This window comes from Limnohabitans sp. 103DPR2 (genome assembly GCF_001412575.1).
In the GTDB taxonomy this organism is placed as follows: domain Bacteria; phylum Pseudomonadota; class Gammaproteobacteria; order Burkholderiales; family Burkholderiaceae_C; genus Limnohabitans_A.
Window position 1 is genome coordinate 748,722 of the sequence record NZ_CP011834.1, and the last position, 22,308, is coordinate 771,029.

25 protein-coding genes are annotated in these 22,308 nt (G+C 55.1%); all 25 read left to right on the plus strand.

Annotated elements, in window-relative coordinates:
* Positions 1-95 precede the first annotated feature (95 nt).
* Entirely contained in the window at positions 96-4,796 is a 4,701-nt protein-coding gene (locus L103DPR2_RS03605; RefSeq protein WP_055359790.1) for a glutamate synthase-related protein, read from the plus strand.
* Positions 4,797-4,825: 29 nt separating this feature from the next.
* The gene (locus L103DPR2_RS03610) at positions 4,826-6,292 is read left to right on the plus strand and encodes a glutamate synthase subunit beta (protein WP_055359791.1); all 1,467 of its coding nucleotides are present in this window, start codon (positions 4,826-4,828) and stop codon (positions 6,290-6,292) included.
* 106 nt (positions 6,293-6,398) lie between these two features.
* A complete protein-coding gene (locus L103DPR2_RS03615) occupies positions 6,399-7,214 on the plus strand; it encodes an ABC transporter ATP-binding protein (protein ID WP_055359792.1) in 816 nt (271 codons plus the stop codon).
* Complete coding sequence (gene mlaE, locus L103DPR2_RS03620; protein ID WP_055359793.1) at positions 7,211-7,993, plus strand: lipid asymmetry maintenance ABC transporter permease subunit MlaE; 783 nt, start codon at positions 7,211-7,213, stop codon at positions 7,991-7,993. Before L103DPR2_RS03615 ends, mlaE begins: the two co-directional genes overlap by 4 nt.
* A gap of 10 nt (positions 7,994-8,003) precedes the next feature.
* Positions 8,004-8,486, plus strand: coding sequence for an outer membrane lipid asymmetry maintenance protein MlaD (mlaD, locus tag L103DPR2_RS03625; protein WP_055359794.1), 483 nt, complete (start codon positions 8,004-8,006; stop codon positions 8,484-8,486).
* Complete coding sequence (locus tag L103DPR2_RS03630; protein WP_055359795.1) at positions 8,483-9,283, plus strand: MlaA family lipoprotein; 801 nt, start codon at positions 8,483-8,485, stop codon at positions 9,281-9,283. Before mlaD ends, L103DPR2_RS03630 begins: the two co-directional genes overlap by 4 nt.
* A gap of 126 nt (positions 9,284-9,409) precedes the next feature.
* Positions 9,410-10,009, plus strand: a complete 600-nt coding sequence (locus L103DPR2_RS03635; protein ID WP_231717676.1) for an MlaC/ttg2D family ABC transporter substrate-binding protein — start codon at positions 9,410-9,412, stop codon at positions 10,007-10,009.
* Positions 10,010-10,027: 18 nt separating this feature from the next.
* Positions 10,028-10,312, plus strand: a complete 285-nt coding sequence (locus L103DPR2_RS03640; protein ID WP_055359797.1) for an STAS domain-containing protein — start codon at positions 10,028-10,030, stop codon at positions 10,310-10,312.
* 18 nt (positions 10,313-10,330) lie between these two features.
* Entirely contained in the window at positions 10,331-11,248 is a 918-nt protein-coding gene (locus L103DPR2_RS03645) for an ABC transporter ATP-binding protein (RefSeq protein ID WP_055359798.1), read from the plus strand.
* Entirely contained in the window at positions 11,245-12,000 is a 756-nt protein-coding gene (locus L103DPR2_RS03650) for an ABC transporter permease (RefSeq protein ID WP_055359799.1), read from the plus strand. Before L103DPR2_RS03645 ends, L103DPR2_RS03650 begins: the two co-directional genes overlap by 4 nt.
* Before the next feature lie 25 nt (positions 12,001-12,025).
* The gene (locus tag L103DPR2_RS03655) at positions 12,026-12,268 is read left to right on the plus strand and encodes a BolA family protein (protein ID WP_055359800.1); all 243 of its coding nucleotides are present in this window, start codon (positions 12,026-12,028) and stop codon (positions 12,266-12,268) included.
* Between the two features lie 34 nt (positions 12,269-12,302).
* The gene (gene murA, locus L103DPR2_RS03660; protein ID WP_055359801.1) at positions 12,303-13,568 is read left to right on the plus strand and encodes a UDP-N-acetylglucosamine 1-carboxyvinyltransferase; all 1,266 of its coding nucleotides are present in this window, start codon (positions 12,303-12,305) and stop codon (positions 13,566-13,568) included.
* 24 nt (positions 13,569-13,592) lie between these two features.
* A complete protein-coding gene (gene hisG, locus L103DPR2_RS03665; protein WP_055359802.1) occupies positions 13,593-14,252 on the plus strand; it encodes an ATP phosphoribosyltransferase in 660 nt (219 codons plus the stop codon).
* 26 nt (positions 14,253-14,278) lie between these two features.
* Positions 14,279-15,625, plus strand: coding sequence for a histidinol dehydrogenase (gene hisD / locus L103DPR2_RS03670; RefSeq protein WP_055359803.1), 1,347 nt, complete (start codon positions 14,279-14,281; stop codon positions 15,623-15,625).
* Positions 15,622-16,713 carry a histidinol-phosphate transaminase gene (gene hisC / locus L103DPR2_RS03675; RefSeq protein ID WP_055359804.1) on the plus strand — a complete coding sequence of 364 codons (1,092 nt, stop codon included), beginning with the start codon at positions 15,622-15,624 and terminating at the stop codon, positions 16,711-16,713. Before hisD ends, hisC begins: the two co-directional genes overlap by 4 nt.
* Positions 16,710-17,306 (plus strand): imidazoleglycerol-phosphate dehydratase HisB, encoded by a 597-nt coding sequence (gene hisB / locus L103DPR2_RS03680; protein WP_055359805.1) that lies wholly within the window; start codon positions 16,710-16,712, stop codon positions 17,304-17,306. The genes hisC and hisB overlap by 4 nt, the downstream gene beginning before the upstream one ends.
* A gap of 2 nt (positions 17,307-17,308) precedes the next feature.
* A complete protein-coding gene (gene hisH, locus L103DPR2_RS03685; RefSeq protein ID WP_055359806.1) occupies positions 17,309-17,971 on the plus strand; it encodes an imidazole glycerol phosphate synthase subunit HisH in 663 nt (220 codons plus the stop codon).
* A 46-nt stretch (positions 17,972-18,017) separates the two neighbouring features.
* Complete coding sequence (gene hisA, locus L103DPR2_RS03690) at positions 18,018-18,758, plus strand: 1-(5-phosphoribosyl)-5-[(5-phosphoribosylamino)methylideneamino]imidazole-4-carboxamide isomerase (protein WP_055359807.1); 741 nt, start codon at positions 18,018-18,020, stop codon at positions 18,756-18,758.
* The gene (locus tag L103DPR2_RS03695) at positions 18,742-19,611 is read left to right on the plus strand and encodes a D-hexose-6-phosphate mutarotase (RefSeq protein ID WP_055359808.1); all 870 of its coding nucleotides are present in this window, start codon (positions 18,742-18,744) and stop codon (positions 19,609-19,611) included. The genes hisA and L103DPR2_RS03695 overlap by 17 nt, the downstream gene beginning before the upstream one ends.
* Before the next feature lie 6 nt (positions 19,612-19,617).
* Positions 19,618-20,397 (plus strand): imidazole glycerol phosphate synthase subunit HisF, encoded by a 780-nt coding sequence (gene hisF / locus L103DPR2_RS03700; protein WP_055359809.1) that lies wholly within the window; start codon positions 19,618-19,620, stop codon positions 20,395-20,397.
* A gap of 22 nt (positions 20,398-20,419) precedes the next feature.
* Positions 20,420-20,818 carry a phosphoribosyl-AMP cyclohydrolase gene (hisI, locus tag L103DPR2_RS03705; RefSeq protein ID WP_197274929.1) on the plus strand — a complete coding sequence of 133 codons (399 nt, stop codon included), beginning with the start codon at positions 20,420-20,422 and terminating at the stop codon, positions 20,816-20,818.
* 18 nt (positions 20,819-20,836) lie between these two features.
* Positions 20,837-21,205 carry a phosphoribosyl-ATP diphosphatase gene (locus L103DPR2_RS03710; protein ID WP_055359811.1) on the plus strand — a complete coding sequence of 123 codons (369 nt, stop codon included), beginning with the start codon at positions 20,837-20,839 and terminating at the stop codon, positions 21,203-21,205.
* On the plus strand, positions 21,202-21,561 hold the full coding sequence (locus L103DPR2_RS03715; protein WP_055359812.1) for a histidine triad nucleotide-binding protein: 360 nt from the start codon (positions 21,202-21,204) through the stop codon (positions 21,559-21,561). The genes L103DPR2_RS03710 and L103DPR2_RS03715 overlap by 4 nt, the downstream gene beginning before the upstream one ends.
* Before the next feature lie 36 nt (positions 21,562-21,597).
* Complete coding sequence (gene tatA / locus L103DPR2_RS03720; RefSeq protein WP_055359813.1) at positions 21,598-21,837, plus strand: Sec-independent protein translocase subunit TatA; 240 nt, start codon at positions 21,598-21,600, stop codon at positions 21,835-21,837.
* Position 21,838: 1 nt separating this feature from the next.
* On the plus strand, positions 21,839-22,306 hold the full coding sequence (gene tatB / locus L103DPR2_RS03725) for a Sec-independent protein translocase protein TatB (RefSeq protein ID WP_055359814.1): 468 nt from the start codon (positions 21,839-21,841) through the stop codon (positions 22,304-22,306).
* The last annotated feature ends 2 nt before the right edge of the window (positions 22,307-22,308 follow it).

Here is a 22,308-nt window from a genome sequence, read left to right on the forward strand (position 1 = left end):
AAATTAATGTTCATCTGACCCCAATTATTTTTCTTGGCATTCTTGTTGCAATGCAATATGCTCACGTTCCCGCGAAATATCTTTAGGAGTGCGCCATGACTTCGGCTGCCGAAAAATCAACTTTGCAACAAACGGGTCTGTATGACCCCACACAAGAACATGATGCTTGTGGTGTGGGCTTTGTGGCCCATATCAAAGGCGCCAAAACGCACGCCATCGTGACGCAAGCCCTGAAGATCCTTGAAAACTTGGATCACCGGGGTGCGGTGGGTGCCGATAAGTTGATGGGCGATGGCGCTGGTATCTTGATTCAGTTGCCAGACGCTCTTTATAGAGAAGAGATGGCCAAGCAAGGCGTCACATTGCCAGCGCAGGGCGAGTATGGTGTGGGCATGGTGTTCTTGCCGAAAGAGCACGCTTCACGCATGGCTTGCGAGCAAGAGCTCGAGCGCGCTGTCAAAGCTGAAGGTCAAGTGTTGCTGGGCTGGCGCGATGTGCCGGTGAACCGTGACATGCCTATGTCGCCTACTGTTCGCGAAAAAGAACCTGTGTTGAAGCAGATCTTCATTGGCCGCGGTGCCGATGTGATTGTGCAAGACGCCTTAGAGCGCAAGCTGTACGTCATTCGCAAAACTGCCAGTGCGGCCATTCAAAACCTGCAACTCAAGCACAGCAACGAGTACTACATCCCCAGCATGTCCAGCCGTACCGTGGTGTACAAAGGCTTGCTGTTGGCTGATCAAGTGGGTACCTACTTCCGTGACTTGGAAGACGAGCGCTGCGTGTCTGCACTCGGTTTGGTGCACCAACGTTTCTCCACCAACACTTTCCCAGAGTGGCCTTTGGCTCACCCTTACCGCTATGTGGCGCACAACGGCGAGATCAACACCGTCAAGGGCAACTACAACTGGATGAAGGCGCGCGAAGGCGTGATGTCTTCGCCCGTGCTCGGTCCAGATTTGCAAAAGCTGTACCCCATCAGCTTTGCGGGCCAATCTGACACAGCCACGTTTGACAACTGCTTAGAGTTGCTCACCATGGCCGGCTACCCCATCAGCCAAGCCGTGATGATGATGATTCCCGAGCCATGGGAAAACCACAACACCATGGACGAGCGCCGCAAGGCCTTCTATGAATACCACGCCGCCATGCTCGAGCCATGGGACGGCCCTGCTTCGATTGTATTCACCGATGGTCGTCAAATTGGCGCCACCTTGGACCGCAATGGTTTGCGTCCTTCACGTTATTGCATCACCGATGACGACATGGTCATCATGGGTTCTGAAACCGGCGTGTTGCCCATTCCAGAAAGCAAGATTGTTCGCAAATGGCGTTTGCAACCCGGCAAGATGTTCCTGATTGATTTGGAACAAGGCCGCATGATCGACGACGAAGAACTCAAGTCGAACCTGGCCAGCAGCAAGCCCTACAAGCAGTGGATTGAAAACTTGCGCATCAAGTTGGATGACGTCAAAGCCACCACCGCAGAAGCGCCTGTGTCCAAAGAATCTTTGCTCGACTTGCAACAAGCCTTTGGCACAACCCAAGAAGACATCAAATTCTTGTTGGCCCCTATGGCCCAAGCCGGCGAAGAAGCTTTGGGCTCCATGGGCAACGACAGCCCCTTGGCTGTGTTGTCCGACAGAAACAAGCCGCTGTACAACTACTTTAAGCAGTTGTTCGCGCAGGTGACCAACCCACCGATCGACCCCATTCGCGAAGCCATCGTGATGTCTTTGGTGTCCTTCATTGGCCCCAAGCCCAACTTGCTCGACATCAACCAAGTCAACCCACCGATGCGCTTGGAAGTCAGCCAGCCTGTGCTGGACTTTGCCGACATGGCCAAGTTGCGCAACATTGAACAATCCACTCAGGGCAAGTTCAAGAGCGCTACGTTAGACATCACGTACCCAGCATCATGGGGCCGTGAAGGTGTTGAAGCCAAGCTGGCATCACTCTGCGCTGAAGCTGTCGACGCCATCAAAGGCGGCAACAACATCTTGATCATCAGCGACCGCGGTGTGTCGCCCACGCAAGTGGCCATTCCCGCATTGCTGGCGCTGTCTGCCATTCACCAACACTTGGTGCGCGAAGGCTTGCGCACCACAGCTGGCTTGGTGGTGGAAACCGGTACAGCCCGCGAAGTGCATCACTTTGCCGTGTTGGCCGGTTACGGCGCTGAAGCTGTTCACCCCTACCTGGCGATGGAAACTTTGCAAGCTTTGCACAAAGAGTTGCCTGGTGATTTGTCCGCCGACAAAGCCATCTACAACTACATCAAAGCGGTGGGCAAAGGCCTGTCCAAGATCATGTCCAAGATGGGTGTCAGCACCTACATGTCGTATTGCGGCGCGCAGTTGTTTGAAGCCATTGGCGTCAACACAGAAACGGTGAACAAGTACTTCACCGGCACACCGAGCCGCGTGCAAGGCATTGGTATTTTTGAAATTGCCGAAGAAGCTTTGCGCATGCACAAAGCTGCGTTTGGCAATGATCCTGTGTTGGCCACCATGCTAGACGCTGGCGGTGAATACGCATGGCGCGCTCGCGGTGAAGAGCACATGTGGACACCCGATGCCATTGCCAAGTTGCAGCACAGCACCCGTGCCAACAACTGGAACACGTACAAAGAATACGCGCAGATCATCAATGACCAAACCAAGCGTCAAATGACACTGCGCGGTTTGTTCGAATTCAAGATCGATCCTGCCAAAGCCATTTCGATTGATGAAGTAGAACCCGCCAGCGAAATCGTTAAACGCTTCGCCACAGGCGCCATGTCTTTGGGCTCCATCTCAACAGAAGCACACGCCACCTTGGCCGTTGCCATGAACCGCATCGGCGGCAAGAGCAACACCGGTGAAGGCGGTGAAGATTCTGCGCGTTATCGCAACGAACTCAAAGGCATCCCGATCAAAAAGGGCGAGACTTTGAAGAGCGTCATTGGCGCCAAAGAAGTGGAAGTCGACATGCCCCTCGAGGCTGGCGATTCACTGCGCTCCAAGATCAAGCAAGTGGCGTCTGGCCGCTTCGGTGTCACCGCTGAATACCTCCACAGCGCTGATCAAATTCAGATCAAGATGGCGCAAGGTGCCAAGCCTGGTGAAGGCGGTCAATTGCCAGGCGGCAAAGTGTCCGACTACATCGGCAAGTTGCGTCACTCTGTGCCAGGCGTGGGTTTGATTTCTCCTCCCCCACACCACGACATCTACTCCATTGAAGATTTGGCCCAACTCATTCACGACCTGAAAAACGTGGCGCCGCACAGCGACATCAGCGTCAAGTTGGTGTCTGAAATTGGCGTGGGCACCATTGCCGCAGGCGTGGCCAAGTGCAAGAGCGATCACCTGGTGATTGCCGGCCACGACGGCGGCACCGGCGCATCACCTTGGTCCTCCATCAAACACGCTGGTAGCCCTTGGGAAATTGGTCTGGCTGAAACACAGCAAACCTTGGTGCTCAACCGCTTGCGCGGTCGCATTCGTGTGCAAGCCGACGGTCAAATGAAGACTGGCCGCGACGTGGCCATTGGCGCGTTGCTGGGTGCAGACGAGTTTGGTTTCGCCACCGCACCGCTGGTGGTCGAAGGCTGCATCATGATGCGCAAATGCCATCTGAACACTTGCCCTGTGGGCGTGGCCACGCAAGATCCTATTTTGCGTAAGAAGTTCTCTGGCAAGCCAGAGCACGTGGTCAACTATTTCTTCTTCATCGCTGAAGAAGTGCGTCAAATCATGGCGCAGTTGGGCATCAAGAAGTTTGACGACATGGTCGGTCGTGCCGATTTGCTCGACACCCGCAAAGGCATTGAGCACTGGAAATCCAGTGGCCTCGATTTCAGCCGTTTGTTGGCTGTGCCCGATGTGCCTGCCGACGTACCCCGCCGCCACATTGATGTGCAAGACCATGGTTTGGACAAAGCCTTGGACAACGTGCTCATTCAGAAGAGCCGCGCCGCCATCGACAAAGGTGAGAAGGTGCAGTTCATGGAAGTGGCGCGCAACGTCAACCGTTCTGTGGGCGCCATGCTCTCGGGTGCGGTGACCAAAGTGCATCCAGAAGGTTTGCCAGACGACACCATTCGCATTCAACTCGAAGGCACCGGCGGTCAATCCTTTGGCGCCTTCGTGGCCAAGGGCATCACGCTGTACCTCATTGGTGAAGCCAACGATTACACCGGCAAAGGTTTGTCGGGCGGTCGCATTGTGGTTCGCCCAAGCCTCGAGTTCCGTGGCGTGGCCAGCCAAAACATCATTGTGGGCAACACCGTGATGTACGGCGCCACCACGGGCGAAGCTTTCTTTGCCGGCGTGGCTGGCGAGCGTTTTGCTGTTCGTTTGTCGGGCGCCACAGCAGTGGTGGAAGGCACGGGCGACCACGGTTGTGAATACATGACCGGTGGTACGGTGGCGGTGCTGGGCAAAACAGGTCGCAACTTTGCGGCCGGTATGAGCGGCGGTATTGCGTATGTGTACGACGAAGACGGTCAGTTTGCTTCGCGCTGCAACACCGCCATGGTCAGCATGGAAAAAGTACTCACTGTGGCCGAGCAAGAAGCGTCAGTGGACCGCAAAGTGTGGCACCGCGACCAAGCCGACGAAACTCAGTTGAAGAAATTGCTGGAAGACCACCACAAGTGGACCGGCAGCCAACGCGCACGTGAACTTCTGGACAACTGGGCGCAAGCGCGTCAGAAGTTCGTCAAAGTGTTCCCGAACGAGTACAAGCGCGCCTTGGGTGAAATCAATGCACGCAAAGCGGCCGCCAAGTCCACAGATTCTGTGGCCGCCAGCTAAGCACCGACAAGACATAACAAGGATTGATCATGGGAAAAATCACTGGTTTCATGGAATTTGAACGCATCGAAGAGGGCTACAAGCCTGTCGGCGAGCGCGTCAAAAACTACAAAGAGTTCGTCATCGGTTTGGACGAGGCGCAAGCCAAAGTTCAAGGTGCACGTTGCATGGACTGCGGCACACCGTTTTGCAACAACGGCTGCCCTGTCAACAACATCATTCCGGACTTCAACGAATTGGTGTACCAAGGTGATTGGAAAAACGCCATTGACGTGCTGCACAGCACCAACAACTTTCCAGAGTTCACTGGCCGCATTTGCCCCGCACCTTGCGAAGCTGCTTGCACCTTGAACGTGGCCGACGATGCCGTGGGCATCAAGTCCATTGAGCACGCCATCATTGACCGTGCGTGGCAAGAAGGATGGGTCAAGCCCCGTCCCGCTGCGCACAAGACAGGTAAAAAAGTTGCCGTGGTGGGCTCTGGCCCAGCCGGCATGGCTGCTGCCCAGCAGTTGGCCCGCGTGGGTCACGATGTGACACTGTTCGAAAAGAACGATCGCATCGGTGGCTTGTTGCGTTATGGCATCCCCGATTTCAAAATGGAAAAATCACACATCGACCGCCGCGCCGAGCAGCTGGTCGCCGAAGGCGTGACCATCAGAACGGGTGTGATGGTCGGCGAGTTGCCAGCAGGATCTAAAGTGACCAACTGGTCACAAGAAACCATCAGTCCCAAGCAACTCCAAAAAGACTTTGATGCCGTGTTGCTGACGGGTGGTTCTGAGCAATCACGCGATTTGAACGTGCCTGGCCGTGATTTGGCAGGTATTCACTTTGCGATGGAGTTCTTGCCACAGCAAAACAAAGTGAACGCGGGCGACAAGCTCAAAGACCAATTGCGCGCTGACGGTAAGCACGTGATTGTGATTGGCGGCGGCGACACAGGTAGCGATTGCGTCGGTACTTCGAACCGCCATGGCGCCAAGAGCGTCACACAGTTCGAAGTGATGCCTCAGCCCCCCGAGGAGGAAAACCGTCCTTTGACATGGCCCTACTGGCCCCTCAAATTGCGTACCAGCTCCAGCCATGAAGAAGGTTGCACCCGCGAATTTGCCATTTCCACCCAAGAATTCATTGGCGAAAAAGGCAAAGTCACCGGCCTCAAAACCGTGGAAGTGGAATTCAAAGACGGCAAGTTGGTCAATGTGCCTGGCACTGAAAAGACTTACCCCGCCGACATGGTCTTCTTGGCCATGGGCTTTGTGAACCCCGTGGCCACCATCTTGGACGCTTTCGGTGTTGAGAAAGACAACCGCGGTAACGCCAAGGCCACCACAGACTTCACCGGTGGTTATGCCACCAATGTGCCCAAGGTGTTTGCAGCGGGCGACATGCGCCGTGGCCAGTCTTTGGTGGTTTGGGCCATTCGTGAAGGCCGTCAAGCCGCACGTTCAATTGACGAGTTCTTAATGGGAACCAGCGACTTACCCCGTTAAAATGAACGCAGACAGGGAAGTGTGCAAATCTGAACGGTTTACACAAGCTTCATCTGAACGCCTTATCCTTCAAAAGCCGGCGACCCCGGCTTTTGTTTTTTGACACATGACCTTGCCCACATCTCCACTGCTGGTTGAACTCAAAAACCTCAGCTTCGGCTACGGGGACCGCGTCATCTTGAACGACATCTCGTTTGGCATTCCGCGCGGCAAAGTCACGGCACTGATGGGCGTGTCGGGCGGTGGCAAGACCACGGTGCTGCGTTTGATCGGCGGCCAATACACGGCGCAACAAGGTGAACTCACCTTTGATGGCCACGATGTGGGTCAGATGAACATCGAACAGCTTTATGCGGCGCGCAGGCGCATGGGCATGCTGTTTCAGTTTGGTGCTTTGTTCACTGACATGAACGTGTTTGACAACGTGGCCTTCCCATTGCGAGAGCACACCCAAATGTCCGAAGCCATGGTGCGCGACATTGTGTTGATGAAGTTGGATGCGGTGGGTTTGCGCGGTGCCAGACATCTCAAGCCTTCAGAAATCTCAGGCGGTATGGGCCGGCGTGTGGCCTTGGCGCGTGCCATTGCCCTCGACCCCGATCTCATGATGTACGACGAACCCTTTGCCGGCCTCGATCCCATTTCTTTGGGCACGGCTGCGCGGCTGATTCGACGTTTGAACGACAGCTTGGGCATCACCAGTGTGGTGGTGTCACACGATGTGGACGAGACCTTCCAAATCGCCGATCACGTGGTGGTGCTGGCCAATGGCAAAGTGGCGGCGCAAGGCACACCGAACGAATTGCGACAAACCAGCGACCCCCTCATTCACCAATTCGTGAATGGGTTGAGTGATGGCCCGGTCCACTTCCATTACCCCGCCAAATCTGTGGCGGAAGACTTTCGAGGTGCCTCGGCATGATCCTTCTGCACCCCGCTGAATTGGGTTTTGCCCTCCGTCAAAAATTGGCCGATTGGGGTTACGGTGCGCGATTGTTTGCGCAATTGCTGATGTTGTCGGGCGCCTGTTTGAAGCGCTTTGGCTTGGTTCGTGACCAAGTGCATTTTTTGGGCAACTATTCCTTGGCCATCATCACCGTGTCCGGTTTGTTTGTGGGCTTTGTGCTGGGTTTGCAGGGTTATTACACCTTGCAACGCTATGGTGCGTCTGACGCCTTGGGATTGTTGGTGGCACTCAGCTTGGTTCGTGAATTGGGCCCTGTGGTTGCGGCCTTGCTGTTTGCTGGGCGAGCAGGCGCATCCATTACCGCTGAAATTGGTTTGATGCGTGCAGGCGAGCAACTCACGGCTTTGGAGATGATGGCTGTCGATCCCAAACTCAGAATATTGGCGCCGCGTTTGTGGGGCGGCATCATTGCGTTGCCCCTCCTCACGGCGGTTTTCAGTGCAGTGGGCATCTTGGGTGGCTATGCGGTCGGTGTTTTGCTGATTGGTGTTGACGCAGGTGCTTTCTGGAGCCAGATGCAAAGCGGCGTCGATGTCTTCAAAGACGTTGGCAATGGCATGATCAAAAGTGTGGTCTTTGGCGTTGCAGTGACTTTCATTGCGCTGCTGCAGGGTTATGTGGCGCAACCGACGCCAGAGGGTGTGGCCTCTGCCACCACCCGCAGTGTGGTGATTTCTTCATTGTCAGTTTTGGGACTGGACTTCATCCTCACCGTGATGATGTTCAGCATTTAAGGAGGACGTGATGCAACGTTCAAAAAATGATGTGTGGGTGGGTTTGTTTGTCCTGATTGGATTGGCTGCAGTGCTGTTTTTGGCGCTCAAGTCAGCCAATTTGCTGCAATTCAGTTGGAGCAAAGACTACATGGTCACCGCCAAATTTGACAACATCGGCGGCCTCAAAAAAGGTGCCGCCGTGAAAAGTGCGGGTGTGGTGGTCGGCCGTGTGGACAACATCCAATTTGACGACGACAGTTACCAAGCCAAGGTGAGTCTGGCTTTGGAGACGCGATACGCTTTTCCCAAAGACAGCTCCCTGAAAATCCTCACCAGTGGTTTGCTGGGTGAGCAGTATGTGGGCATTGTGGCGGGTGCAGATGAAAAGAATTTGGCAGCGGGCGATAACATCGGCTCCACGCAATCCGCTGTGGTGCTTGAGAATTTGATCAGCCAGTTTTTGTACAGCAAAGCCTCGGACGCTGCCACGCCCGCCGCCGGAAACAAATGATGCTTCACTGGCGCCTGCTCTGTACGGTGGTGGCATTCTTGCTGTTGCAAGGGTGTGCCTCCTTGCGCGGGCCCGATCCTTCCGATCCGCTTGAGCCAGTGAACCGCAAGGTCACAGCTTTCAACGACCTGGCAGACGATTTGGTGTTACGCCCAGTGGCCGTCATCTACGGCGAAGTGCTGCCCACGTTTGTGCGAAAGGGCATCAGCAATTTTTTCAGCAACCAAAGCGATGTGATGTCCTTTTTCAACAGCTTGGCGCAGTTGAAGTTGGAGGCGGCCTCTCGCAATGCCATGCGTGTGGCCATCAACACCACCGTCGGTTTGGGGGGCGTCATCGATTGGGCAACCGAGTTACGCATTGACAAGCACAAAGAAGATTTTGGTCAAACCATGGCTTTTTGGGGGGTCTCGTCGGGGCCTTATGTGGTCTTGCCGTTTTTTGGGCCTTCAACCGTTCGAGACAGTGTGGGCTTGTGGGTGGACACCAAAACAGACGTGAACCAGCAAGTCAGTGACATTGGTGCGCGCAACACCCTCACGGTGCTTCGCTTGACCGACAAGCGCGAACGCTATTTGTCTTTGTCGGACGCGGTGAAGCAAGCCTCCCTGGACCCCTACACCTTCACGCGCGATGCCTACCTTCAAAAGCGCTTGAACGACATCTACGACGGCAATCCGCCCATGTTGGACGACTTTGACGATCCAGAGCAGCCAGCCCCCATGTTGGCGCCTAATCGACCTTCGGCAAGCCCTGCGGTGCCTGCCAAGTCAGCGGCGCCTGAGGCAAAACCTTAGTTCCAAATTGAAATGTCGCCAGTGGTTTAATCAACTTTTTAGACACTGGCGCGTTAAAGGGCTAGACGCTCTTTATGATGACCCCCTATGAATCGCAAATTTCTGACCCTTTTCACCTCATTTTTCATGGCAATTGGCTTGCTGTTAGGCGCCAGCGCTGTGATGGCTGCTGACGAAGCACCCGATGCCTTTGTCAAACGCATCTCCAACGAAACCTTGGATGCGGTGCGCGCAGACAAGAGCATCAAGGCCGGCGACATCAACAAAACCATGCAATTGGTCGACAGCAAATTGATGCAGCACGTCAATTTCCGCCGCATGACCGCCTTGGCCACTGGCCCCGGTTGGCGCAAAGCCACACCCGAGCAGCAAGAGCGTTTGCAAGAAGAATTCAAGCTGTTGCTCATTCGCACTTACTCGGGCGCACTGAGCCAAATCAATGACCAAGTCATTGAAGTCAAGCCCCTGCGCGGCGCTTCAGACGAGAAAAATTTGGTGGTGCAAACAGAAGTCAAAGGCAAGGGTGATCCCATTCAGCTCGACTACCGTTTGGAAAAAACACCTGGCGAAGGCGCTGGATGGAAAATTTTTGACCTGAATGTCTTGGGCATTTGGTTGGTCGAAAACTACCGTTCGCAGTTTTCCAAAGAAATCAATGCGGGTGGTGTGGACGGCCTGATCAAGAGCCTCTCTGATCGCAACAAATCCAACGCCAAAAAAGCTTGAGTTTCAGGTCCTCCCAGCATGTCCACTGCGCGCCTCATTCTTCCTGCCGATTTACGCCATGGCAACGCCGCTGCGTGCATGGCCACTTTGCAGGCGCAAATCCGAAACAGCCCAGATTCCGAGGTTGAAATTGAAGCGGGGCAGCTGACCGATTTTGATTCTTCGGCCTTGGCTGTGCTGCTGGGGTGCCGCCGAGAAGCCGAAAGTTTGACCAAAACCTTGAAATTCAAGCAGTTCCCAGCCAAATTACGTGAATTGGCCCTGCTTTATGGTGTCTCGGAGCTCTTGGTCGAAAGCGCATGACCGTAAAATAGGGGGCTCATGCCCGCCATCTCTTTTCAATCCGTATCCAAAACATTTCCCGCCAAATCTGCTGGCGGTGAGCCTTTCAAGGCCCTGAACCATGTCAGCTTTGACATTGAAGAAGGTGAATTTTTTGGCCTGCTTGGCCCCAACGGTGCCGGCAAAACCACGCTCATCAGCATCTTGGCAGGACTTGCCAAAGCCAGCGAGGGTCGCGTCTTGGTGCACGGTCACGATGTCCAAACCGACTATGTACAAAGCCGCCGCTTGTTGGGCGTGGTGCCACAAGAGTTGGTGTTCGATCCCTTTTTCTCCGTGCGGGAAGCCTTGCGATTTCAGTCGGGCTATTTTGGTGTCAAGAAAAACGACGCATGGATCGATGAGTTGCTAGACAGTTTGGGCTTGGCCGACAAGGCCAATGCCAACATGCGTCAGTTGTCGGGCGGCATGAAGCGTCGTGTGCTGGTGGCACAAGCTTTGGTGCACAAGCCACGGGTCATTGTGTTGGACGAGCCCACTGCGGGTGTCGATGTCGAGTTGCGTCAAACCTTGTGGCAGTTTGTGGCCAAGCTCAACCGCCAGGGCAGCACAGTGCTGCTCACCACCCATTATTTGGAAGAGGCCGAAGCCTTATGCGGACGTTTGGCCATGCTCAAACAAGGTCGTGTGTTGGCCTTGGCCAGTACCTCCGAGTTGCTCAAGTCGGCTTCCAGCAATGTGCTGCGCTTCAAGATCGATGGCCAGTTGCCCACTGAATTGGCAAGCAAGGCACGCATCACGGGACGGATTGTTCAGTTCCCCGCAAACGATGCCGTTGAAATTGAAACCTATTTGGCGGCCGTCAGGCAAGCTGGTTTGGTGGCTGAAGACGTTGAAATTCGCAAAGCCGATTTGGAAGATGTGTTCTTGGATGTGATGGCTGAGGGGCAAGCATGAACGGCTGGCGCATGTTGTTTTACAAAGAAGTGTTGCGCTTCTGGAAAGTTGCTTTTCAAACCATTGCGGCACCTGTGCTCACCTCGGTGCTGTACATGATGATTTTTGGTCACGTGCTGGAAGACCACGTGAAGGTCTACGACAGCGTGCCCTACACCGCGTTCTTGTTGCCAGGCCTCATCATGATGAGCGTGCTTCAAAACGCCTTTGCCAACAGCTCGTCCAGTTTGGTCCAAAGCAAAATCATGGGCAACCTGGTGTTTTTATTGCTCACGCCTTTGTCGCATTGGCATTGGTTTGTGGCCTATGTGGGCTCGGCCATGTTGCGCGGCTTGGCCGTTGGCTTGGGTGTGTTTGCTGTGACGGCGTGGTTTGCGCCTTTGCAGTACCAAGCGCCTGTTTGGATTGCGGTTTTCGCCTTCATGGGTGCCGCGTTGTTGGGCGCCTTGGGTCTGGTTGCAGGCTTATGGTCCGAAAAATTCGACCAAATGGCAGCCTTCCAAAGTTTTGTGATCATGCCCATGACCTTCTTGTCCGGCGTGTTCTATTCCATTCATTCCTTGCCTGCTTTTTGGCAAGGTTTGAGTCATTTAAACCCTTTCTTTTACATGATCGACGGGTTTCGATATGGCTTTTTTGGTCAAAGCGATGTGTCGCCTTGGACCAGCTTGGCAGTGGTCTCCATCGCCCTGTTGGGTGTGGGTACTTTGGCAATTCAATTGCTGAAAACTGGCTACAAAATTCGAGGCTGATTCGATTCTCCGAGCGCAACTCACCATGACCGCAGACCAAATACAAACCATGATTGCCGCAGGCCTCGCATGCCAGCACCTCCAAGTCGACGGAGACGGTCGTCATTGGCAAGCTGTGGTGGTGTCCGAGCAATTCGAAGGACTTCGCCTCATTGCGCGTCATCAAAAGGTCTATGCCACCTTGGGCAACAAAATGCACAACGACGAGGTGCATGCCTTGTCGATGAAAACTTTCACGCCCGCTGAATGGGCCAAAGCGCAGGCCTGAGCCTCCGCTTGATCAGACAAATTCAATAGACAACATGGACAAACTCATCATTCGAGGCGGTCATTCATTGAATGGCGTCATTGACATCTCAGGCGCCAAAAATGCAGCCTTGCCAGAACTCTGTGCGGCACTGCTGACTGCGCAGCCTGTGGTGCTGCGCAATGTGCCTAAGTTGCAAGATGTCAGCACCATGCTCAAGCTCATCCGCAACATGGGCGTTTCTTGCTCGCACGAAGAAGATGGCACGGTCCATTTAAACGCCGGCGCGCTGAACAATCCCGAAGCGCCTTACGAGATGGTGAAAACCATGCGTGCCTCCGTGTTGGCTTTGGGCCCTTTGCTGGCACGCTTTGGTGAAGCCCGTGTGTCATTACCTGGCGGTTGTGCCATTGGTTCTCGCCCTGTGGATCAGCACATCAAAGGCCTACAAGCCATGGGCGCGCAGATCGCTGTTGAGCACGGCTACATGGTGGCCAGTTTGGCCAATGGCCGAACACGTCTCAAGGGCGCGCGCATTGCCACCGACATGGTCACCGTCACGGGCACCGAGAACTTTTTGATGGCGGCTGCGTTGGCCGAAGGCGAAACCGTCTTGGAAAACGCCGCCCAAGAGCCCGAAATTCCTGACTTGGCTGAAATGCTCATTCGCATGGGCGCCAAAATTGAAGGTCATGGCACCAGTCGCATTCACATTCAAGGTGTTGAATCTCTGAACGGTTGTGACCACGCTGTGGTGGCCGATCGCATTGAAGCAGGTACCTTTATGTGCGCGGTGGCAGCCACAGGCGGTGATGTGGTGCTGAAGCGTGCGCGCGGTGACCACATGGACGCCGTGATCGACAAGCTGCGCGACGCCGGTGCCAGCATTGAAGTGGGCGCTGATTTTGTGCGTGTACAAGCTTCAGGTCGCATGAAGGCGCAGAGCTTTAGAACCACCGAATACCCAGGTTTCCCTACCGACATGCAGGCCCAATTCATGGCGCTCAATTGCATCGCCGAAGGCACCAGCAAGGTCACTGAAACCATTTTTGAAAACCGCTTCATGCACGTCAATGAGTTGGTGCGTTTGGGTGCCAACATTCAAATTGATGGCAAGGTGTCTGTGGTTCAAGGTGTGCCGAAATTGTCGGGTGCCACTGTCATGGCCACCGATCTGCGTGCCTCTGCCAGCTTGGTGATTGCAGGCTTGGTCGCCGAAGGCGAAACCATTGTCGACCGCATCTATCACCTTGACCGCGGCTACGACCGCATGGAAGCCAAATTGCGCAATGTCGGTGCGCAGATTGAGCGTTCGAAATGAACGCGCAACAGAACAGGAATTGACATGATCACCTTGGCCTTGTCCAAAGGACGCATTTTTGATGAAACACTGCCACTGCTCAAAGCGGCCGGCATTGAAGTTTTGGAAGATCCCGAAACCTCGCGCAAACTGATTTTGCCCACCAACCAAGCGGGTGTGCGCGTGGTCTTGGTGCGTGCCACCGACGTGCCGACTTATGTGGAATATGGCGGTGCAGATTTGGGCGTCACTGGCAAAGACACGCTGATTGAACATGGCGGCCAAGGTTTGTACCAGCCCCTCGATTTGCAAATTGCCAAATGCCGCATGAGCGTGGCCGTTCGTGCCGACTTCGACTACGCTACAGCCGTGCGTTCAGGTTCACGTTTGAAAGTGGCCACCAAGTACACCAACATTGCACGCGAATTTTTTGCGCAAAAAGGTGTGCACGTTGACTTGATCAAACTCTATGGCAGCATGGAGTTGGCACCCCTGACAGGTTTGGCCGATGCCATCGTCGATTTGGTGTCGACCGGCAGCACACTCAAAGCCAACCACCTGATTGAAGTGGAACGCATCATGGACATCAGCTCACGTCTGGTGGTGAACCAAGCGTCACTCAAGCTCAAACAAGAACCCATTCGCGCCATCATTGAAGCCTTTGCAGGCGCAGTGGCGGCGGGACAAGCTGCCAAAGCAGCCTGAACAATTCAACACTGAAGAGAAAACCGATGACTGCGCTTGTTGCCAAAGCTCTGCGTTTAAGCACCACCGATGCCGATTTTGAAGCGACGTTTCAAAAGCGCTTGCATTGGTCCGCCGACGCCGACGCAGCCATCGAATCGCGCGTGGCCGAAATTTTGGCCGACGTGCAACAACGCGGTGACACGGCCGTGCTTGAGTACACCCAGCGTTTCGATGGCCTCAATGCCAAAGACATGCAGGCCTTGATGCTGACGCAGGCGGAACTCAAAGCTGCATTTGACGGCCTGCCCGCAGCCCAAAAAGACGCGTTGCAAGCTGCGGCTCGGCGTGTTCGCAGTTACCACGAAGCGCAAAAGAAAGCTTCGGGCGAAAGCTGGTCATACACAGACGAAGACGGCACCTTGCTGGGTCAAAAAGTCACGCCCCTCGATCGCGTGGGCATTTATGTGCCTGGCGGCAAAGCGGCTTACCCTTCGTCGGTCTTGATGAACGCTATTCCTGCACATGTGGCTGGCGTTGAAGAAATGATCATGGTGGTGCCAACGCCCCAAGGTGTGAAGAACCCCTTGGTCTTGGCTGCCGCTTATGTGGCGGGCGTCTCGCGTGCCTTCACAATCGGAGGCGCGCAAGCCGTTGCAGCGCTTGCATTTGGCACGGCCACGGTGCCCAAGGTCGACAAAATCACAGGCCCCGGCAACGCCTATGTGGCCAGCGCCAAGAAGCGCGTCTTTGGTACCGTGGGCATTGACATGATTGCCGGCCCCAGCGAAATTTTGGTGTTGGCCGATGGCAGCACACCGCCCGAGTGGGTGGCCATGGACTTGTTCTCGCAAGCCGAGCACGATGAGTTGGCACAAAGCATTTTGCTGTGCCCAGATGCGGCCTACATTGACCAAGTGCAAGCCGCCATCGATCAGTTGCTGCCCACCTTACCGCGTGCCGAGATCATTGCAAAATCCATGAACGATCGAGGTGCGCTCATTCAAACGCGCAGCATGGAAGAGGCTTGCAACATCAGCAACCGCATTGCACCAGAGCACTTGGAAGTGTCCAGCCGCAACCCACATGCATGGGAGCCTTTACTCAAACATGCCGGCGCTATTTTCTTGGGTGCATTCACCAGCGAGTCGCTGGGCGATTACTGCGCGGGTCCTAACCACGTGTTGCCCACCAGCGGCACCGCACGTTTTTCATCGCCCTTGGGTGTGTACGATTTTCAAAAGCGCTCTAGCCTCATTGAGGTGAGCGAAAAGGGCGCACAAAGTTTGGGCCTGATCGCTGCCGAGCTGGCTTACGGCGAAGGCTTGCAAGCCCACGCCCGTGCTGCCGAGTTGCGCTTGAACCCCGTGCCAACGCAAAGAGAAACACCATGAGTGCCATTCAAAATCCCGCTGCTTGGTTGAAGCACATTCGTCAAGACGTGCAGTCCATGCATGCCTATGCCATTCAGGATTCGACTGGCATGGTGAAGCTTGATGCCATGGAAAATCCATTCAGCTTGTCGCCCGCATTGCAAAAGCAATTGGGCGAGCGGCTGGGTGCCTTGGCCCTTAATCGTTATCCGGGTGACCGCATCAATGTCTTGCGCGCCGAGTTGGCCAAGTATGCGCAAATGCCAGAAGGCTTTGACATCATGTTAGGCAATGGCTCCGATGAGCTCATCACACTCCTGTCAGTGGCCTGTGATGTGCCGGGTGCCAGCTTTTTAGCCCCATTGCCGGGCTTTGTGATGTACGCCATGAGCGCACAATTGCAAGGCGTGAACTTTCACGGCGTGCCCCTCACAGCCAACTTTGAGTTGGACGAGGCCGCCATGCTGAGCGCCATTGCCACGCACAAGCCGGCGGTGGTCTATTTGGCTTACCCCAACAATCCCACGGGCACCTTGTGGGATGCTGATGTCATTGAACGCATCGTGGTGGCCCAAGGCGCGCAAGGCGGCTTGGTGGTGATGGACGAGGCCTATCAGCCTTTTGCCAGCCAAACCTACATGGACCGCGTTGCGAAGCATGGCCACGTGCTGCTGATGCGCACTTTGTCTAAATTTGGATTGGCCGGCGTGCGCCTGGGTTACATGGTGGGCCCCAAGGCTTTGATTGCCGAAATCGACAAAGTGCGTCCGCCTTACAACATCAGCGTTTTGAACTGCGAATGTGCGCTGTTTGCGTTGGAACATGCCGATGTGTTTGCCGAACAAGCGGTGCAAATTCGCCAAGAACGTGAAAAACTCAGCCAGTCTTTAGCGCAATTGCCAGGCGTTCAAGTCTTCCCAAGCCAGGCCAATATGCTGCTGGTTCGTATGCCAGACGCCACAAAGTGCTTCGAAGGTATGAAAACGAAAGGCATTTTGGTGAAGAACGTTTCTAAAATGCACCCATTGCTTGGCAACTGCTTGCGTCTCACTGTCGGAACCCCCGAAGAAAACGTGCGCATGTTGGCAGCACTCAAGGAATCTTTATGAGCTCACCCCGCGTCGCAGAAGTCACGCGCAAAACTGCAGAAACCCAAATTCGCGTCAAAGTGAATTTGGACGGTACTGGTCAAGCCAGTCTGTCCACAGGCATTGGTTTCTTTGACCACATGCTCGATCAAATTGCCCGCCATGGTCTCATCGATTTAGAAATCGATGCCAAGGGCGATTTGCACATCGACGGCCACCACACCGTGGAAGATGTGGGCATCACTTTGGGCCAAGCCGTTGCCAAAGCTGTTGGCGACAAAAAAGGTTTGCGCCGATACGGCCATGCCTACGTGCCCCTCGACGAAGCTTTGTCGCGCGTCGTTATCGATTTTTCAGGCCGTCCTGGCTTGGTCAACCATGTGCCGTTCACCAGCGGCATGGTGGGCGGCTTTGACACGCAACTCATGCACGAATTTTTCCAAGGTTTTGTGAACCACGCCTTGGTCACCGTGCACATCGACAATTTGCGCGGCGACAACGCGCACCACCAAGCCGAAACCGTGTTCAAGGCTTTTGCACGTGCTTTGCGTGCAGCGCTAGAAATCGATCCCCGTTCGGTGGGCGTCATTCCTTCCACCAAAGGCTCGCTCTAAGCATGTCTGTCAACTCAGTGGCGGTGGTCGATTACGGCATGGGCAACTTGCGCTCCGTGGCGCAGGCGGTCATTCACGCCGCTCAAGACACCGGCGTTGAGGTCAAAATCACCTCCAACCCGCAAGATGTCCGTGATGCCTCGCGGGTGGTCTTGCCTGGCCAAGGTGCCATGCCCGATTGCATGCGCGAACTGCGCGAGTCGGGCCTGATGGAGGCTGTGCTGGAAGCCGCTGACAAAAAGCCCTTGTTTGGCGTGTGCGTGGGTATGCAAATGCTGCTCGACCACAGCGATGAAGGCAACACGCCGGGTTTGGGCCTGATTCACGGCAATGTGATCAAATTTGACTTGGCTGGCAAAGTCCAAGCCGATGGCAGCCGCTTCAAGGTCCCCCAAATGGGCTGGAATCAAGTCAATTTCAGTCAGCACCAAGGCGCCCAACATCCGGTCTGGGGCAACATTCCCAGTGGCAGTTACTTCTACTTTGTGCACAGTTTTTACGCCAAGCCGCTCAATATCACCCAAGTGGCTGGGGAAACTGACTACGGCGGCGCCTTCGCTTGCGCCATTGCGCGCGATAATTTGTTTGCAACGCAGTTTCACCCCGAGAAAAGTGCCGACCAAGGTTTGGCGCTGTACCGAAACTTTTTGCACTGGCAACCCTGAATTTTTTTAACTTTCTTTCGTTCCACTCTAGCGCTAGCAATTCGCCATGATTCTGATACCTGCGATTGACCTCAAAGACGGCCACTGCGTTCGCCTCAAACAAGGCGACATGGACCAAGCCACCACGTTTGGCGAAGACCCTGCGGCCATGGCCAAATCTTGGCTAGAAAAAGGCGCACGCCGTTTGCACCTGGTCGATTTGAATGGTGCTTTTGCGGGCAAGCCCCAAAACTTTGCCGCTATCAAGTCCATCTTGAAAGAAGTGGGCGATGACATCCCCGTTCAATTGGGCGGTGGCATTCGCGATTTGGACACCATTGAGAAATACATTGATGGTGGTTTGCGTTACGTCATCATTGGCACAGCGGCGGTCAAAAACCCAGGCTTCTTGCGCGATGCGTGCAGCGCCTTTGGTGGCCACATCATCGTGGGTCTTGATGCCAAAGATGGCAAAGTGGCCACCGATGGTTGGAGCAAGCTCACCGGTCACGAAGTGGTCGATCTGGCCAAGAAGTTTGAAGACTGGGGCGTTGAGTCCATCATCTACACCGACATTGGCCGCGATGGTATGCTGAGCGGCATCAACATCGACGCCACCGTCAAACTGGCCCAAGCCCTCACCATTCCTGTCATCGCATCCGGCGGTCTGTCCAACATGGCCGACATTGAACAGCTTTGCGCGGTCGAGGACGAAGGCGTTGAAGGCGTCATCTGTGGCCGCGCTGTTTATTCTGGCGACCTTGATTTCCAAGCAGCCCAGGCCAGGGCCGATGAACTTAACGGCTGATACTTACCAAGGCCACGCCGGTTGGCGCTGGTCCTTGCCCAACGGCGACAGGGTGTTTGTGGCGCAGCAAGGCGCACAAGTTTTGTCTTGGCATGCCGCAGGCGCAGAGCGCTTGTACCTTAGCCCCACGTCCGCATGCGATGGCATCACCGCCATTCGAGGCGGTGTGCCGGTGTGCTTTCCCCAATTCAACCAGCGTGGCAATTTGCCCAAGCACGGCTTTGTGCGCAACATGCCTTGGCGTTTGTCTGAAGCCAGTTTGGAAGCCGCAACGCCAACATCAACCCATGCGTTTGAATTGCAGGCCAATGAGGCAACTCGCAGCATTTGGCCCGTCAATTTCCGCGCCTTGCTCACAGTCGATTTGCAGGCGCACCAATTGAAAATTTCATTGCGCGTCGACAATCTAGGGGAATCAACGCTGACTTTCACTGGCGCTTTGCACACCTACCTTGCAGTCAGCGACATAGCCCAAGTCAGTTTGCACGGACAAGCGCAGCAACCCGAATGGGATGCTGTGAAAGACACACACCAAGCCTGTAGCGGCAACTTGCGCTTTGAAGCTGAATTTGACCGGGTCTATGATGTCGAAACCAAGGCTGAAGAAGCGACTGCGCACAGCGCGCCGACATGGGTGCTGCAAGACGGCGCTCAGTCTTTGAAGATTTCGCAAAGTGCCACGTGGGGCCAAAGCGTGGTTTGGAATCCGGGTGCCGAAAAAGCGCGTCAACTCCAAGACATGCCCGATTCAGGCTACCAGCACATGTTGTGCGTTGAAGCGGCCCGCGTCAACACACCCATCGACGTGCCTGCTTTCCAATCGTGGGAAGCTTGGCAACAATTCAACCTCTAAGACACCATGCTAGCCAAACGCATCATTCCTTGCCTTGACGTCACCGGTGGCCGCGTGGTCAAGGGCGTCAATTTCGTAGAACTGCGCGATGCCGGCGATCCTGTCGAAATTGCAGCGCGCTACAACGAACAAGGCGCCGACGAACTCACCTTTTTGGACATCACGGCCACCAGCGATGGCCGCGACCTGATCCTTCACATCATTGAGGCCGTGGCCTCGCAGGTCTTCATTCCCCTCACAGTGGGCGGCGGTGTGCGCACCGTGGACGATGTGCGCCGTTTGCTGAATGCAGGCGCCGACAAAACCAGCTTCAACTCGGCGGCCATTGCCAATCCCCAAGTCATTCGCGATGCCTCCCAAAAGTACGGCGCGCAGTGCATTGTGGTGGCCATTGATGCCAAGCGCCGTCAGGGCGACGACCTGGCATTGCGCGGCGAAGGCTGGGACGTCTACAGCCACGGCGGCCGTCAAAACACGGGCTTAGATGCTGTCAAATGGGCCACCCAAATGGCCGAGTATGGCGCTGGCGAGATTTTGCTCACCAGCATGGACCGCGATGGCACCAAGTCGGGTTTTGATTTGGCCCTCACCAAAGCTGTCAGTGACGCCATCCAAGTGCCTGTCATCGCCTCAGGCGGGGTGGGCAATCTGGACCATTTGGCCGACGGCGTGCAGCAGGGTGGTGCCGATGCCGTTTTGGCGGCCAGCATTTTTCACTATGGCGAATACACCGTCCAAGAAGCCAAACAGCGCATGCGCGAGCGGGGAATTCCCGTTCGTTTGTAATCCCTTCATCTTCAAGTGGTAGATTCAACCCATGACATGGCTTGATCAAATCAAATGGGACGCGCAGGGCCTGGTGCCCGTCATCGCGCAAGAGGCCAGCACCGGCGATGTGCTGATGTTTGCCTGGATGAACCGCGAGGCGCTGGCCAAAACGGCCGAGCTCAAGCGCGCGGTGTATTTCAGCCGTTCGCGCAACAAACTCTGGTTCAAAGGTGAAGAGTCGGGTCATGTGCAAACCGTGCATGACATGCGCCTCGATTGCGACAACGATGTGGTCTTGCTCAAAGTCACGCAACTGGGCCATGAGCCCGGCATTGCCTGCCACACTGGTCGTCACAGCTGTTTTTACCAGCAGTACCAAGAAGGCGCGTGGCGCGCCACCGAACCGGTCTTGAAAGACCCTGAATCCATTTACAAGTGAGCACTCGTTGCCAAAATCATGAGTTCAACCGATGCTTTGGCCCGTTTAGCGGCCGTCATTGAAAGTCGCAAACCTGCAAACGGCGGCGACCCCGAAAAAAGTTATGTGGCCCGTTTGCTGCACAAGGGCCCCGATGCCTTTTTGAAGAAAATTGGCGAGGAAGCCACCGAAACAGTGATGGCCGCCAAAGACATGGACCACGGCGGCGAAGCGCACAAATTGGTGGGCGAGGTGGCCGATTTGTGGTTCCACAGCATGATTGCCTTGGCACACTATGGTTTGTCGCCTGCCGATGTGGTGGCCGAACTCAGCCGCCGCGAAGGCCTGAGTGGCTTGGAAGAAAAAGCCCTCCGCAAAGCGGAACAACGCGAAAAAACAGGTGAATGATGCACGACCCCCATTGCCTCTTCTGCAAAATCATTGAGGGAAAAATCCCCTCCAAGAAGGTCTACGAAGATGAACACGTGTTTGCCTTCCATGACATCGCGCCCTGGGCGCCGGTCCACTTTCTGATGGTGCCCAAGCTGCACATCCCTTCGATGGCCCAAATTACCCCTGAACATTCAGCCTTAATGGGGCACATGATGGCTTTGGCACCTAAACTGGCGTTGGAACAAGGCTGTCGCCCTTACCCCGATGGTGGCTACAGAATTGTGACCAACACCGGATCTGAGGGCGGGCAGGAAGTTCACCATTTGCATTTCCATGTCATGGGCGGCCCTCGTCCTTGGCTTCGCGGTTAAACGCTTAGAATTACATTCAATTGTTAGGAGATATCCATGGGTTCATTCTCAATTTGGCATTGGCTGATCGTTTTGCTCATCGTGGTCATGGTTTTTGGCACTAAAAAGCTGAAAAACATCGGTTCAGACTTGGGCGGTGCGGTCAAAGGCTTTAAAGACGGCATGAAAGATGCCAACGGCAATACCAGCACTGAAGAAAAGCCTGCGGGTCAAGTGGCTGCCGCGGCTGCGGTGGAAAAAACCACCATCGACGTAGAAGCTAAGACAAAGTCCTGATTTGATCGATCTTGGCATTTCCAAAATAGCCCTTATCGGGGTCGTGGCGCTGGTCGTCATTGGCCCTGAGAAGTTGCCGCGCGTGGCGCGCACCTTGGGCAATCTGATGGGCAAGGCCCAGCGTTACATCTCCGATGTCAAGGCTGAGGTCAATCGCACCATGGATTTGGAAGAGCTCAAGAAAATGAAAGACACTGTGGAGGGGGCCGCACGCGATGTCGAAGGCTCTGTTCAATCCACAGCCATCGATTTTGAAAAGCAGTGGAATGAAACCACGGCCGGCCTCGCAACCGAGTCCAATCACACCCCTTGGGAACCCCCGCCACCGGTTTACAAACACCCAGGCAAAAAGTTTCGCTTGAAACAAGCGGCTGTGCCCCAGTGGTACAAATCACGCGCGGGTGTCCGCACCAAAACACTGTCGGGCGCTGCACGCGTCGCGCGATACCGACCTACCCAACTGAGTTAATT

Coding starts and splice junctions, on each gene's coding strand:
- hisB (WP_055359805.1), top strand. CDS start 16,710: ATGAGCTCACCCCGCGTCGCAGAAGTCACGCGCAAAACTGCAGAAACC.
- hisF (WP_055359809.1), top strand. CDS start 19,618: ATGCTAGCCAAACGCATCATTCCTTGCCTTGACGTCACCGGTGGCCGC.
- L103DPR2_RS03650 (WP_055359799.1), top strand. CDS start 11,245: ATGAACGGCTGGCGCATGTTGTTTTACAAAGAAGTGTTGCGCTTCTGG.
- L103DPR2_RS03635 (WP_231717676.1), top strand. CDS start 9,410: ATGGCAATTGGCTTGCTGTTAGGCGCCAGCGCTGTGATGGCTGCTGAC.
- hisA (WP_055359807.1), top strand. CDS start 18,018: ATGATTCTGATACCTGCGATTGACCTCAAAGACGGCCACTGCGTTCGC.
- L103DPR2_RS03655 (WP_055359800.1), top strand. CDS start 12,026: ATGACCGCAGACCAAATACAAACCATGATTGCCGCAGGCCTCGCATGC.
- L103DPR2_RS03695 (WP_055359808.1), top strand. CDS start 18,742: ATGAACTTAACGGCTGATACTTACCAAGGCCACGCCGGTTGGCGCTGG.
- L103DPR2_RS03640 (WP_055359797.1), top strand. CDS start 10,028: ATGTCCACTGCGCGCCTCATTCTTCCTGCCGATTTACGCCATGGCAAC.
- tatA (WP_055359813.1), top strand. CDS start 21,598: ATGGGTTCATTCTCAATTTGGCATTGGCTGATCGTTTTGCTCATCGTG.
- murA (WP_055359801.1), top strand. CDS start 12,303: ATGGACAAACTCATCATTCGAGGCGGTCATTCATTGAATGGCGTCATT.
- L103DPR2_RS03610 (WP_055359791.1), top strand. CDS start 4,826: ATGGGAAAAATCACTGGTTTCATGGAATTTGAACGCATCGAAGAGGGC.
- L103DPR2_RS03615 (WP_055359792.1), top strand. CDS start 6,399: ATGACCTTGCCCACATCTCCACTGCTGGTTGAACTCAAAAACCTCAGC.
- hisC (WP_055359804.1), top strand. CDS start 15,622: ATGAGTGCCATTCAAAATCCCGCTGCTTGGTTGAAGCACATTCGTCAA.
- mlaE (WP_055359793.1), top strand. CDS start 7,211: ATGATCCTTCTGCACCCCGCTGAATTGGGTTTTGCCCTCCGTCAAAAA.
- L103DPR2_RS03645 (WP_055359798.1), top strand. CDS start 10,331: ATGCCCGCCATCTCTTTTCAATCCGTATCCAAAACATTTCCCGCCAAA.
- L103DPR2_RS03715 (WP_055359812.1), top strand. CDS start 21,202: ATGATGCACGACCCCCATTGCCTCTTCTGCAAAATCATTGAGGGAAAA.
- L103DPR2_RS03605 (WP_055359790.1), top strand. CDS start 96: ATGACTTCGGCTGCCGAAAAATCAACTTTGCAACAAACGGGTCTGTAT.
- hisG (WP_055359802.1), top strand. CDS start 13,593: ATGATCACCTTGGCCTTGTCCAAAGGACGCATTTTTGATGAAACACTG.
- L103DPR2_RS03710 (WP_055359811.1), top strand. CDS start 20,837: ATGAGTTCAACCGATGCTTTGGCCCGTTTAGCGGCCGTCATTGAAAGT.
- mlaD (WP_055359794.1), top strand. CDS start 8,004: ATGCAACGTTCAAAAAATGATGTGTGGGTGGGTTTGTTTGTCCTGATT.
- hisD (WP_055359803.1), top strand. CDS start 14,279: ATGACTGCGCTTGTTGCCAAAGCTCTGCGTTTAAGCACCACCGATGCC.
- hisH (WP_055359806.1), top strand. CDS start 17,309: ATGTCTGTCAACTCAGTGGCGGTGGTCGATTACGGCATGGGCAACTTG.
- L103DPR2_RS03630 (WP_055359795.1), top strand. CDS start 8,483: ATGATGCTTCACTGGCGCCTGCTCTGTACGGTGGTGGCATTCTTGCTG.